We start from the raw sequence: 12681 nt of genomic DNA on the forward strand, positions 1-12681 counted from the left end.
AAGAAACCCCAGAATAATTGGATAAAGGCGGGGTACAAGGTGATTCGAGGACTATATACTTCAGCTTCAGGTATGTTGGCCACCCAAACTCAAAGCGAAGTTATCGGGGATAATGTTTCGAATGCGAAGACTCCTGGCTATAAAGAACAACTTGCCAGTAATATTTCTTTTCCCTCATTATTGATTGAACGCATGGGAGGAAATCAGGCTTCTGAAGCTGTACAGATTGGTGGGCTGGGGACGGGGATTGGTGTAGACCGTATTACACTGTCCAATCTTCAGGGATCTTTACAGACGACGGGCCTTAAAACGGACTTGGCGTTGACGTCACCCGGATACTTTGTTGTTCAGACTCCGGAAGGAGAGCGATATACGCGTAATGGACATTTCCTGAAAGACGGCAACGGGATGCTTACTACTCCTGATGGATATGCGCTGCTGGGCGAAAAAGGCCCTATAGGCCCACTGAGCTCCAACTTTGATGTTAGGTCAGATGGCACCATTATGGATGGAGGACGGCTTGTTGATGTCCTACGTGTTGTAGAAATTCCTGTAGATGCTCTAAGACGTCAAGGACAATCTTTGTATGGCGCTTCTCAACCGGTTCAAGTTTCGACTACCGCTCAACTTCTTCAGGGATCCATTGAAACTTCCAACGTCGATCTTTCTGGACAAATGGTTCAAATGATAACCGTCATGAAAGCTTACGAAGCCAATCAAAGAATGATTCAGACCCAAGACGAGATGTTAGGAAAGGCTGTCAATGAGGTCGGGAAGATTTAGCAAGGGAAGTGGTCAATTTGGCAGTTCAAGTCGTCATTTTCACCTTAGGTCAAGAAGAGTACGCGATGCCCATCGAAGTGGTTCGGGAAATTACCTGTCTAGGAGAGGTGCGTACGATTCCACAAGCTCCTGCTTACGTGCGTGGTCTAATTAACCTACGGGGTAAGGCGATCCCTCTGATTGATTTACATGTGCGGTTTGGGATAGGCGATAGTTCTGTCTCACCGGAAAATCAGAATACCTTTGCTTTAATCACTGAGGTTCATGGAAATCAAGTAGGTTTTGCTGTCGACCAAGTTCGGGAGGTTCGCATTTTAGAGAATATTGCTCCCCCCCCACCGCTGGTTACCGCCCCCTTTATTGGCGGAATTGTCAATCTCCCTGATCGAATTATTATTCAGCTCATTCCGGAACAGATTCTAGAAAGCAACGAGATTCAGGGACTGAGTCGACTAACTTAAAGGTAGAGTTCTTGCGCTTTTGGCTACTGATTTAGGGACAGTGAAAGGAGGCTTGTTCGAATGAATGCCGCTCAGATGTTACTACTATTGCAATTTCAACAAATGAATACGTCTTGGCAGACGGCTCAAAATGATCAAACTGGGTCGTCTGAAGCTGGAGGAATGGGCAATTCAAGTTCGCAACTTTTCGCTGCCTTACTTCAAGCAGCCCTTGGAGGAGGGACGAATGCTTCCCAGGGGTTAACCAGTCAATTGAAAGGTTTGTCTAGCACAGCCCAGGTTAAGGGATATCATTTAGCCTCTGTTCCCCAGGCTAAGGGTGAAAACGTTGGTTCTCTTGAAAATGTTATTTATTCGATGGCCCAAAAATACGGGGTTGATCCGACCCTGATTCAGCAGGTCGTCAAAGCAGAATCAGGGTTTAATTCTAATGTAACGTCACCGGCTGGTGCTATGGGCTTAATGCAGTTAATGCCAGGGACGGCAGCTTCATATGGAGTACAGAACGCCTACGACGCGAAACAAAACCTGGATGGGGGAACACATTTCTTAAAGGACTTACTAGACCGTTTTCAGGGAGATGTTCCGATGACTTTAGCAGCTTATAATGCCGGACCGGGAGCAGTTGATAAATACCAGGGGGTTCCACCATATAAGGAAACTCAGGACTATGTGCAGAAGATTATGGCAGAGTTGAATCGAAAAAATTGGGAAGCTTAGAATTCACAGCAAGGAAGGATGGAATCGTGGTTAAGAAAACCTGGTGGATTGCTATACTTTTAGTAATCACTTTGTTATTTCTATCCGTATCGTCGGTGTTTGCGGCTACTTCTACCACGGGTTTTAAGATATGGCCGGCTATTACAACAACAGATGTTAATAAGGTTTGGACGATTTCGTTTAATGCCCCACTCTTGAGTACGAGTGTGAGTAGCGATACTGTTTACGTCACTGATAGCAAACAAACCAAGGTCGCAACAACGATTAAACTATCCCCCGATGGTCTCTCTGTAACTGTGACGCCGTCTAAAGCCTATTCGGGGGGGGATTATAACTTATATATTACGGAAGGCGTTATGTCCGAGGTTAGTGGGCAACTTAGTGAGACGATTATTGTTCCATTCTCAGTGATAGTACCTTCCGCCTTTACCTCTAGCGTAAATCTTGTAGTCACAGTTACTTACGATGTCAAACCCTCTGTTACACCTGATCTTGCAGGAAAACTATCCCTTCAAGGGCCAAGTGGCGACCGCATTGGTCCGTTTTCAAGCGATTTGTTAACAGGGAAGTATACTTTTATTATTTATGCTGATGGCGATTATTCTCTGAATTTGTTCAGCGTTGATAATGGTGTGATGAATACTCGATCTATAAAAATACCCACTATTAAAGTGCCCGCTATTAAAATTCCAACGACTGGAACAACAGCAACACCAACTGTAACGGTAAAGACTGTAAGTTTAGTTATTCCATCTAAAGCTGGAGTAGATGGCGGGAAATCAGGTTCTATCGGAGGAAGTACTAACAGGGCCAGTCTAACAGAAGAAACATGGGGTATACCTGTAAAAGTATCGAATACCACTACAACATGGACAACAACAACGGATATAAATGGGGAATTTAAGGTTTATTTGCCCACTGGTAGTTACACATTATTGGTTGATGGAAATGGACCTCAATATAAGAAACACAGCTATAAATTAACCGTAACGGCAGGTCAAATGGCTACTCCATTGGAGACCATCAATCTAGAAGACCCCATAAATAAACTGGGACTTCTGCTTGATGAGTCTAAGTCTGTGAAGGACGATGGGTCAGGCGGATTAAATGGTATTGATGCGACAACGAAAGAAATAGATGGAAGTGTTAACAGTGATGCCATAGTATATATCTATGACACGGTCCCAGCAACTCCATTTTTACTCACAACTTCTAAACCTGATAAAAATGGAAAATTTGTTGCGAAATTACCAAGTGCTCTAATAGGGAAAAAATTACAGATTAAGGTTATTGATTCTGCTGAAAACGTTTATTCACTGGATATGGAGTCTGCTATATAATTATAGGGGCAATGAGGTTGTTGCTATTCAAATTTGCTAATTTAACATAATTAATGACAACATCAAACGTAACTGTCACTGTTCTAAGTTTAAAGAAACTTCTGTTAGGAAGTGTAAAGTTTCTAAGAGAACCTTACGATATAGATAATATGTTAATCAAACAAATATAACCCTATCCGAAAAAAGCAAACCTATCGAAAGATAGGGACGCAAAGCCACGGGTCTAAGGTAATCTAAGATCGCCGGGCTACCGAACAACAAGAGTGTAGAATCCCCTCTTCGGTAACGTAGAAGGGATTTATTATTTACACATTATAATTCAATAGAGGAACCAGTAGAGAAGCAGAGAGATTTAATTACTAAAATAGGAGGTAAGAAAACATGACTGTACTGTATGCTAAGCTTCGAGTTCTTATAAAACCGTGTTTAAATTGGGGTCTAGTTGTTGGTATATTAGTTACATCGCTCATATCGAGTCTAGTAATTGACTCTAAAAGGGCTGATGCAAATACCGCAACAGCAACTCCTGGAAGTGCAGCAGTGACTACAAAATTGACCCTAACACCTCTGAAAAAGGGGGATACATTCCAATACCTAATAAATACTGCAGCAATTAGTACCCTGCCGGTTACTGGAGGAACTCTTCCAACTGGAACCACGATATATACATCTGGCAATGACATAACCGGCGTAGATGTAGATAAGTATATAGACGTTTACGAAGTGGATGGAACCAGTAATATCGTAGCCTTCAAGGAATTTAAACTAACAGCCAATAACATTGCAGCACCTGTTTTGACTACCTTACCAGTAGCGGATATCGGAGCTTCGGCAGGAAGTACAAAATTGACGTTAGTTGCAAATAACTCTGGAGATACATTCAAAGTACAAGTGGTTAGCAAAGTAACGCCACTGCCGGCCCTAGGAGCCACAGCTAGTGGAAAGGCGTATACAGCGGGTAGTGACCTAACCGGAGTAGATGCAACAACAAATAAGTATGTAAATGTTTATGAAGTGGATGGAACCGGTAAAATAGTCGCCTTCTCAGAGATCACACTGACAGCCGGCAACATTACAGCACCTGTAGTGAAAACCGCAACAGCAACTCCTGGAAGTGCAGCAGTGACTACAAAATTGACCCTAACACCTCTGAAAAAGGGGGATACATTCCAATACCTAATAAATACTGCAGCAATTAGTACCCTGCCGGTTACTGGAGGAACTCTTCCAACTGGAACCACGATATATACATCTGGCAATGACATAACCGGCGTAGATGTAGATAAGTATATAGACGTTTACGAAGTGGATGGAACCAGTAATATCGTAGCCTTCAAGGAATTTAAACTAACAGCCAATAACATTGCAGCACCTGTTTTGACTACCTTACCAGTAGCGGATATCGGAGCTTCGGCAGGAAGTACAAAATTGACGTTAGTTGCAAATAACTCTGGAGATACATTCAAAGTACAAGTGGTTAGCAAAGTAACGCCACTGCCGGCCCTAGGAGCCACAGCTAGTGGAAAGGCGTATACAGCGGGTAGTGACCTAACCGGAGTAGATGCAACAACAAATAAGTATGTAAATGTTTATGAAGTGGATGGAACCGGTAAAATAGTCGCCTTCTCAGAGATCACACTGACAGCTGGCAACATCACAGCACCTTCATTGTGATATAAATAATTTCAAAATCAACCCCTCTCTGACATTTAAGTTGCACAGCGAGATTCGCCACTTCGTGGGGTCTTCTCCCAGAAAGTGGCGAAAGTATTTTAGCATTTTTGAGGAAAAAACCTATTGGTTACAACATGGATTATTAGAGTTTTTAATAATAATCTTTGATCTTATAGACTCTTTTGATAACTAATATGAGTATTGCGAATCTTTATAAATGCTGTTATTATTAACTATACTTAATAATGACTCTAATTAAGGAGGACAAAATCATCCGCCAATTTGGAAATGTTCCCAATTTGGTGCAACTCTGAAGGCCGTTTTCGCCCTAATGTTTGTCCGAACTGTAGTGTAGTAGTGTAGCAAAGAACAATTCGTTAAGCCAGAGTAGTAAAAAGAGGTAAAAAATGGTAGAGTACTATAGTTATCTTTGGAGTACGACCTGGCCAAATTTAGTCGTACTCTTTTTGATATGGGGTGTTGTCGTTTCTCGACTGGTTTGGAAATCGGTGGGGACTTGGCGTTATGCCCGCGATGCTTGGGGTTTTCTCCTATTAGCTGGGAAGGCCTTTATATGGGTTGGGGTTTTAGGAATCTATACAAAACTGTTATTCTTTTCTCAACCAGATTGGTTAGCTCAACCAAGTTTTATCCAGGGTTCGGTTCTGGAAAAAGCCTATGATTCAGGCTTCAAAGCTTTTGCTTTAGTGGTTCGTAGCGGGACAGAACAAAAACAACTCTATGTTGACAAAAATGTCTATGACAAGCTTAAGATTGAAGATCAAGTAAAAGTGATGTATCTCCCCACTCGACGAGAAGTTGTGCGTTGTGAACTTGTGGGAAGTTTGCTTTAAGATGAAAAAACTACTATATTAAGATGGTATGAAACGCAAATTATGAATTGGGGTTATCTGATAGTTTGGAGATTACAGGGGTTTTGGGAATCGGATGACTTGATATCGAGAAAGAGGAGTGTTTATTTTGAGTTCGGAAGTATTTTTTACCAGTATGAAGACTAAAAGTGGTGAAAGCCTCTTAACAAAACTTGAGCATTTAATAATACGGGCAGGATTGCTGGATGCAATTGCACCCAAAGACCTTGTAGCGATCAAGTTGCATTTTGGAGAACGAGGGAACTTAGCTTATGTCCGTCCGCAATATGTTAGAAGAGTCGTGGATCAAGTCAAGAAGAAAGGTGGACTTCCTTTCTTAACAGATGCCAATACGCTTTACGCTGGTTCTCGTTCGAATGCTGTGGATCATTTAGAGACGGCAATTGAAAATGGTTTCGATTATTCCGTCGTGGGGGCCCCTTTGGTGATTGCCGACGGTCTTAATGGGAAAGACTATGTATCTGTGCCAGTTAATTTAAAGCATTTTGATGAAGTTAAAATTGGAAGCGCCGCAGTCCAAGCGGATGCCTTACTAGCCATTACTCATTTGAAAGGGCATGAGGCGACCGGTTTTGGAGGTACACTCAAAAATCTAGGGATGGGACTGGGTAGTCGCTCTGGTAAACAGCAGCAACATTCTGATCTTTTACCTCAAATCAATGAAGAGCTCTGCGTAGCCTGTGGCAAATGTTCAAAATGGTGTCCAGAGAAGGCTATCGTTGTAGAGGGTAAGGCTAGAATTTCAGCAGATAAATGCATCGGTTGTGGCGAGTGCACGGTCACCTGCCCAGTGCGTGCCATTGCGATTAATTGGAAGACAGAACCTGACATAATTCAGGAGAAAATTGCCGAGTATACGGTTGGTGTTCTTAAAGGCAAAGAGGGGAAAACGGGGTATATTACCTTTGTGACGAACGTTTCCCCACTTTGTGACTGTTGTGGTTGGAATGATGTGCCGATCGTCGGTGATATTGGTATTCTAGCATCCAAGGATCCAATTGCTATTGACCAGGCCGCAGTGGATCTGATTAATCAGGCACACGGGAATCCTCATTCAGAGCTTGGGGAGCGCCATGAAGAAAAGGATAAATTCCGAGTACTATTTCCGGACATTGACTGGACCATTCAACTTTCCTATGGGGAAGAGATTGGCTTGGGAAGCAGGGAGTATAAACTCATACAAATTGGGTAAAGAAGATATTCTGAATTCCCTGGATTTCACAGAAAAGTCATGTCGTAATATGATATAATGGGAATAAGATAGGGTAAGAACTTGATGCGGAAAGGAGAGTGGGGATATGCGTGTTCAAAAAGTTAACGAGCATACCATCCGCATCTTTATCTCTTTGACAGAGCTAACTGACAGGGATATTACGATGGCTGATTTATTCCAACGATCAGCGAAGACGGAGCAGCTGTTTTGGGAACTCATTGCACAGGCGAGAGAAGAAGTAGAATTTAATCTAGATCAACCTTTCTGGATTCAGGCAACGGTGGCAACGAATGATGAATTTGTCATCACGATCATGAAGCAGGAAGAAACAATCGAAGGTTCGGTTAAAGAGAAGGCGGTTCGTAAAACACCTAAAGGTCGTGTGACGGAATTAGTTTATGTGTTTGCTGATCTTGAAGATGTGATTTCTGTTTCTGGACGTTTGCCTGAATTTAGTCAGTTGCGTTCCAGTCTCTATGAATTTGAAGAAGAATACTACCTTGTCCTAAATCGTATGGGATCGGGCAAGAAGCGCTTATTAGCGGAGGCAATTCTCGATGAATATGGAGAAATTGTGGCCACTACAGGAGCTTTCCTGTCTGAACATGGAAAAGGTATTATTTTGGCAAAGGCTGTGCAAACGCTGAACGCTTCGTTCAATAAGTCTTCACATGATAAAATGGAGAAGGTATAAGAAAAGGGAAGCGTTTGCTTCCCTTTTTCTATGAATTAGACGAGCTTGTCTTTATACTATACATTTTAAATCATCGAGGAAAGATTCGCTTTTAGGCTGGTCTCAACACTAGGAGCGAATGAAATTGAGATTAAATGGAGCCTTACTGTTATCCAAAGGAAAAAATTGCTGGGATTTGGCGCAGGCAGTGGATGCAAACAGTTTTTCCTTTAAACTTGTGAATCCTCATGGTTTTACCACAAAAGATACAAGGTTGGAACTGTTCTCTTGGGCGAGAGGGCCTATTAAAGGGAATAATAATAGCTTGATGAACTGGCTGTTGTAGTTGGGGAGTCGAGCTAATGCTGGACATGGAATACCTCCTTGAATTGCTTGTGCATTTATCATATGCCAATTGTGATGTCGAAATCCTAAAAAGCTTGCGGGCCGAATATAGAAAATTGCTCGAAGATAATTGTGGCCCCTTTAAGGAGTGACAATCAGTGGAACAAGAGAAAAAAAGACGATTAAGGGCGCTTCCAGCCGTTCACGAAGTAATTTCCCAGCTGGAGCACGAAGAAGAATTCAGTCCGTTTTTGGCGAATGAGAGGCGGTTTCCTCGTTTAACGCAGGGTGTTCGACAGGTTTTACAAAAAGCAAGGGAGAATGTCGTAGGGAATTTTACGGATTCATTTGAGGAATTTGAATCCTCCCTTTGGCCGTGGTTGAAAACCCAGCTTTTACAGGAGTTGACACGTTCAGAAACTAGTTTAAGGCGTGTCATCAACGCCACTGGGGTTGTGTTACATACTAATTGTGGAAGAGCCCTGCTCGCCCCAACGGTTGCGCGTTTTGTTGCAGACCAAGCCGAACGGTACAGTAATCTAGAGTTGAATATTGAGACTGGGGAGCGGGGAGTGCGCTATGTCCATGTTGAAGCTCTGTTATGTCATCTAACCGGAGCAGAAGCTGCTATGGTGGTTAATAATAATGCCGCAGCCGTTCTTTTAATGATGAATACGTTTGCGCAAGGCAAAGACGTGATTGTTTCACGCGGGGAACTTGTGGAAGTGGGTGGATCTTTTCGGATTCCTGAAGTTTTGAAAGCTGGGGGGGCTAAGCTTGTTGAAGTCGGAAGTACCAATAAGACCTGGCTTAGGGATTATGAATCGGCGATCGGACCAGAGACTGCTCTATTTTTAAAAGTTCATACGAGCAATTACCGGGTTGAAGGGTTCACCCATTCCGTTTCGGGAGCTGAGTTGGTAGAACTTGGAGAAGCGCGAGGCTTGCCGGTGATGGAGGATTTAGGAAGCGGGAGCTTCTTTGATGGGACAAACTTTGGATTCCCACTTGAACCGACCATTGAGCAATCTATCAGAGCAGGGCTTTCCCTCGTGTCTTTTAGTGGAGATAAATTGCTGGGTGGTCCCCAGGCCGGAATAATCGTAGGAAAACGTGCTTTCATCGAACGTTTGAGGGCGAATCAATTGACCCGGGCTTTGAGGGTGGATAAGCTAACCTTGGCAGCCCTCGAAGCGACCCTGCGTTTATATAAAAATGAGGAATTTGAAGATATTCCCGTCTGGCGAATGCTCTCTCTCTCTCTAGATAAGTTGGAATCAGCCGCTTCGGAGCTTGTAGCAGCTTTAGCTAGGAATTCTAATATCACGGTTGACTTGAAGGAAGACGTCTCTCAGGTGGGTGGTGGGGCTTGGCCCACGGTTGAACTTCCAACCTGGGTATGTGCAATTCGCCCCAAGCAAGGAAGTGTGATGGAGTTAGAGCGGTTTTTGCGTTTAGGGCCAGTGGCTATTTTGTCTCGGATTCGCAAGGATTGGGTACTCGTTGATGTACGAACTTTGTTAAGTGGAGATATGGAGGAGATTGTTCGGCGGTTAGTGGATTGGAGAGGGGAGTCAGTGTCTTAGCACGTTCGCACACGCTCCATTGCTATTCGCTTGACGCCGCGGCTAAAACGCAAAACCCCTTGGCTATTCTGGCCGTTTGCTATGCCATCCTTGGACAAGTCCCGTTGCCTTTCTTCAGGCTTGGCGTTTGCGCTCATTGACGCAAAGGCGCTTTGGTGGAAGGCGCACGGCTGCTTGCTAAGTTGACGTATAATTAAATTAGATTATAATTAAAGAGTAATATCTCGAGTTAATTAAAGAGTAATATTAAAAACGTTAGGTGGTGTGTGAGATGGATCTCAATATGATGATGCAAAATAAAATGCCAGAAAAGGTTCGGTTGACTCAGTTATCGACCAAAGCGGGTTGAGGATGTAAGATAGGTCCTGCGGACCTGGCGCAAGTTTTGCGCTACTTACCACCGAACCAAGTGGATGCTAACCTTTTAGTGGGTATGGAAACTTCGGATGATGCTGGAGTTTACCGTTTAAATGATGAACAGGCCATCGTTCAAAGTGTTGATTTCTTTACTCCGGTCGTGGATGATCCCTTCGCGTTTGGGCAAATTGCCGCGGCTAATGCTTTAAGTGATATTTACGCAATGGGTGGTAAACCGCTTACGGCTATGAATTTGGTTTCTTTTCCGGTTGGAAAGTTAGATATGGAAATTTTGGCTAAGATTCTTCAAGGTGGAAGTGAGAAGATTCGAGAGGCCGGTGCGGTTCTTGTCGGTGGGCATTCTATTGATGATCCGGAGCCGAAATATGGGCTGTCCGTCACTGGAATTGTGCACCCAGACCATGTTTTGTCCAATGCTAAAGCTGAGCCTGGGGATGTTTTAGTTCTTACTAAACCGCTCGGGGTAGGAATTATCACGACTGGGATCAAACGAGGGATTGTCTCTTCGGAGGCAGAAGCAGAAGTGATTCGAGTGATGGCTACCCTGAATAAGGGCGCGGCCGAAGCCGCTATTTCAGTGGGGGTTCATTCTGTCACGGATGTGACGGGTTTTGGACTTTTAGGGCATTTGCATGAAATGCTTCAGGCCAGCGGGTGTAGTGCCGAGGTTTATGCTGGGGCTGTGCCGATTTTAGATAGTGTTTGGGATTGTATTCAACAAAAGGCTATTCCAGGTGGGACTCAAGCGAACCGACGTCATCTTGAAGATAAGGTGAAGTTTGCAGGGGACGTGTCAGAAGAGCTTCGGATTGTGCTTTTTGATGCGATCACTTCAGGCGGATTACTGCTTGCAGTACCTGAAGAACGGGCTGATTTGCTGATTGAACAGTTGACTGCGCACAAGACACCTGCAGCTGCTGTTATTGGAAGAGTCCATAGTGGCGAGCCTGGAGAAATTGCAGTTTCTAGTCGTGCATGATAAAATACCTCGTGTACTGGAAAGGTAGCGGGGGGATAGAAATGAAAGATCCAATGCAAACCATGGCTACTTGTTTCGAACAAGTAGCTTTATTTTTTCCAAGTGGAGATCCTAAGATACAAGAAAGTTTTGAACGGCGCGCGGCTTATTTGGATACCAGAGATTATTCAAGGGGAATTTTAGCGGATACCCTAAAGGCTTATCATATACAGTTAGGGGCTAACGCGAAAACTCTACGGATGATTGAAGAGCTGAGAGAAAGAGAAACGCTCGCGGTGATCACAGGCCAGCAAGCGGGAATTTTGACGGGACCGTTGTATACTTTATATAAAGCCATGACGACTATTCGGTTAGCTGGTGAGCAACGTGAACAACTGGGTCGACCCGTTGTGCCGATTTTTTGGATCGCAGGGGAGGACCATGATTGGTTAGAGATACGTGAGACCTATATTTTGAATTCAGAAGGAAAGCCAGGGTCTTGCAGTCTTTCGGGTGAAGGGAGAGGGGAATCGGTTGGAAACCAACCAGTGCCCTCTTGGAAAGAGATTGAAAGCCAGCTTATGAGAGCAATGCCTGATAGCGAATTTCGATCTTCCATCTTAAAGCAATGTCGAAAATTAACTGAGCAAGCGAAGAATTTGACGCAATGGTTTGCTTTGACCCTGCAATGGCTTGTTCAAAAGTGGGGGCTTATTTTCTTTGATCCCTTGTTACCAGAATTTAAGCGACTGGCTGCTCCGCTGTATGAACAGACTTTAAAGATGCACGTGGATGTTCGTGAGGCTTTGGCGGAACGGACGAGGGAATGGGTAAATCTTGGATTTCAGGCGCAAATTCAGCCAACTGGCGGAGAGGTTAATCTTTTTCTGTCCGTGCCCGAACGACGGGCAATCCTATATAATGACCAAATGTTCTCTTTGCGGGGGCAAGAGGAGCCTTGGAATTTGGATGCTCTTAATGCGTTATTAGCTCAAGCGCCGGAACGATTTTCACCGAATGTTGTGACTCGTCCGGTCGTTCAAGAATATCTGTTTCCAACCTTAGCCTATGTTCCCGGGCCAGGAGAACTAAATTATTGGGCTCAGTTAGGTAAAGTTTTTGCAACATTTGGATTCGTTATGCCCATTCTTTACCCGCGTTTGTCTGCCGTTGTGTTGACGCCTTCTTGGCAAAAATCCTTAAACAAAGAAGCGCTGACCCTCAAAGATGTCTATCAGGGGTTATCGAAACACCGCGAACGTTCTGTAAGGGAGCGGGATAACTTGGATATCGATGAACGCATCAAACAGTTACAAATACAAATTGAAAAGGGATATGCTGAGCTTGAACCTCTGGAAGAGATTCACGTTAATGTCCATGATTGGTTGATTAGAAATGAAGCGAAAGTTAACTTTCAATTAAATTATCTCCAGAAAAAGCTATGGCAGGCGCAGCGTAAACGATGTAATAAGGTGCTCCTTCGCTTGCAACAGCTTGAAGATGGGATTACACCGATACATTCTAGACAGGAACGGGTCTACAACTCTTTAAGCTTTGTTGCGCGTTACGGGCTGGGCTTTGTTGACAAAGTGGCTGAACTTCCACTAACAGGTGATTTTTCCGAGTGTGTAATCCTTTTATAATTAAGAAAGGCTTC

General features: G+C 43.8%; 13 protein-coding genes and 1 riboswitch. Of the genes, 12 read left to right on the forward strand and 1 reads right to left on the reverse strand.

The window, feature by feature from the left end:
* The first annotated feature begins 39 nt into the window (after nucleotides 1-39).
* The 10 genes from E4K68_RS10705 (at nucleotide 40) to selA (ending at nucleotide 9688) form a co-directional block, all read left to right on the forward strand.
* Complete coding sequence (locus tag E4K68_RS10705) at nucleotides 40-783, forward strand: flagellar hook-basal body protein (RefSeq protein WP_135378918.1); 744 nt, start codon at nucleotides 40-42, stop codon at nucleotides 781-783.
* Between the two features lie 17 nt (nucleotides 784-800).
* Nucleotides 801-1244 (forward strand): chemotaxis protein CheW, encoded by a 444-nt coding sequence (locus tag E4K68_RS10710; protein ID WP_135378919.1) that lies wholly within the window; start codon nucleotides 801-803, stop codon nucleotides 1242-1244.
* 60 nt (nucleotides 1245-1304) lie between these two features.
* Nucleotides 1305-1964: a lytic transglycosylase domain-containing protein gene (locus E4K68_RS10715; RefSeq protein WP_135378920.1), complete on the forward strand. Its 660-nt coding sequence runs from the start codon at nucleotides 1305-1307 to the stop codon at nucleotides 1962-1964.
* A 26-nt stretch (nucleotides 1965-1990) separates the two neighbouring features.
* The gene (locus tag E4K68_RS10720) at nucleotides 1991-3304 is read left to right on the forward strand and encodes a hypothetical protein (protein ID WP_135378921.1); all 1314 of its coding nucleotides are present in this window, start codon (nucleotides 1991-1993) and stop codon (nucleotides 3302-3304) included.
* Between the two features lie 174 nt (nucleotides 3305-3478).
* A riboswitch (cyclic di-GMP riboswitch) is annotated at nucleotides 3479-3559 on the forward strand.
* Between the two features lie 126 nt (nucleotides 3560-3685).
* Entirely contained in the window at nucleotides 3686-4978 is a 1293-nt protein-coding gene (locus E4K68_RS10725) for a hypothetical protein (RefSeq protein WP_135378922.1), read from the forward strand.
* 407 nt (nucleotides 4979-5385) lie between these two features.
* On the forward strand, nucleotides 5386-5832 hold the full coding sequence (locus tag E4K68_RS10730) for a hypothetical protein (protein ID WP_135378923.1): 447 nt from the start codon (nucleotides 5386-5388) through the stop codon (nucleotides 5830-5832).
* 127 nt (nucleotides 5833-5959) lie between these two features.
* Complete coding sequence (locus tag E4K68_RS10735; RefSeq protein ID WP_135378924.1) at nucleotides 5960-7063, forward strand: DUF362 domain-containing protein; 1104 nt, start codon at nucleotides 5960-5962, stop codon at nucleotides 7061-7063.
* Nucleotides 7064-7169: 106 nt separating this feature from the next.
* Nucleotides 7170-7778 carry an adaptor protein MecA gene (locus tag E4K68_RS10740; RefSeq protein ID WP_135378925.1) on the forward strand — a complete coding sequence of 203 codons (609 nt, stop codon included), beginning with the start codon at nucleotides 7170-7172 and terminating at the stop codon, nucleotides 7776-7778.
* A 124-nt stretch (nucleotides 7779-7902) separates the two neighbouring features.
* Nucleotides 7903-8103 (forward strand): hypothetical protein, encoded by a 201-nt coding sequence (locus E4K68_RS20360; protein WP_158291409.1) that lies wholly within the window; start codon nucleotides 7903-7905, stop codon nucleotides 8101-8103.
* A gap of 157 nt (nucleotides 8104-8260) precedes the next feature.
* Nucleotides 8261-9688 carry an L-seryl-tRNA(Sec) selenium transferase gene (gene selA / locus E4K68_RS10750; protein WP_135378927.1) on the forward strand — a complete coding sequence of 476 codons (1428 nt, stop codon included), beginning with the start codon at nucleotides 8261-8263 and terminating at the stop codon, nucleotides 9686-9688.
* On the opposite strand, the gene E4K68_RS20365 is transcribed toward selA, so the two are convergent.
* Nucleotides 9685-9825: a hypothetical protein gene (locus tag E4K68_RS20365; protein WP_158291410.1), complete on the reverse strand. Its 141-nt coding sequence runs from the start codon at nucleotides 9823-9825 to the stop codon at nucleotides 9685-9687. The two genes, selA and E4K68_RS20365, sit on opposite strands and share 4 nt — an antisense overlap.
* Before the next feature lie 152 nt (nucleotides 9826-9977).
* On the opposite strand from E4K68_RS20365, the gene selD reads away from it, so the two are divergent.
* Together selD and bshC are read left to right on the forward strand one after the other, a co-directional pair.
* A complete protein-coding gene (gene selD, locus E4K68_RS10755; RefSeq protein WP_199241751.1) occupies nucleotides 9978-11045 on the forward strand; it encodes a selenide, water dikinase SelD in 1068 nt (355 codons plus the stop codon).
* Between the two features lie 41 nt (nucleotides 11046-11086).
* Complete coding sequence (gene bshC / locus E4K68_RS10760; RefSeq protein WP_135378928.1) at nucleotides 11087-12667, forward strand: bacillithiol biosynthesis cysteine-adding enzyme BshC; 1581 nt, start codon at nucleotides 11087-11089, stop codon at nucleotides 12665-12667.
* Nucleotides 12668-12681 lie beyond the last annotated feature (14 nt).

Source organism: Desulfosporosinus sp. Sb-LF (assembly GCF_004766055.1).
Lineage (GTDB): Bacteria > Bacillota > Desulfitobacteriia > Desulfitobacteriales > Desulfitobacteriaceae > Desulfosporosinus.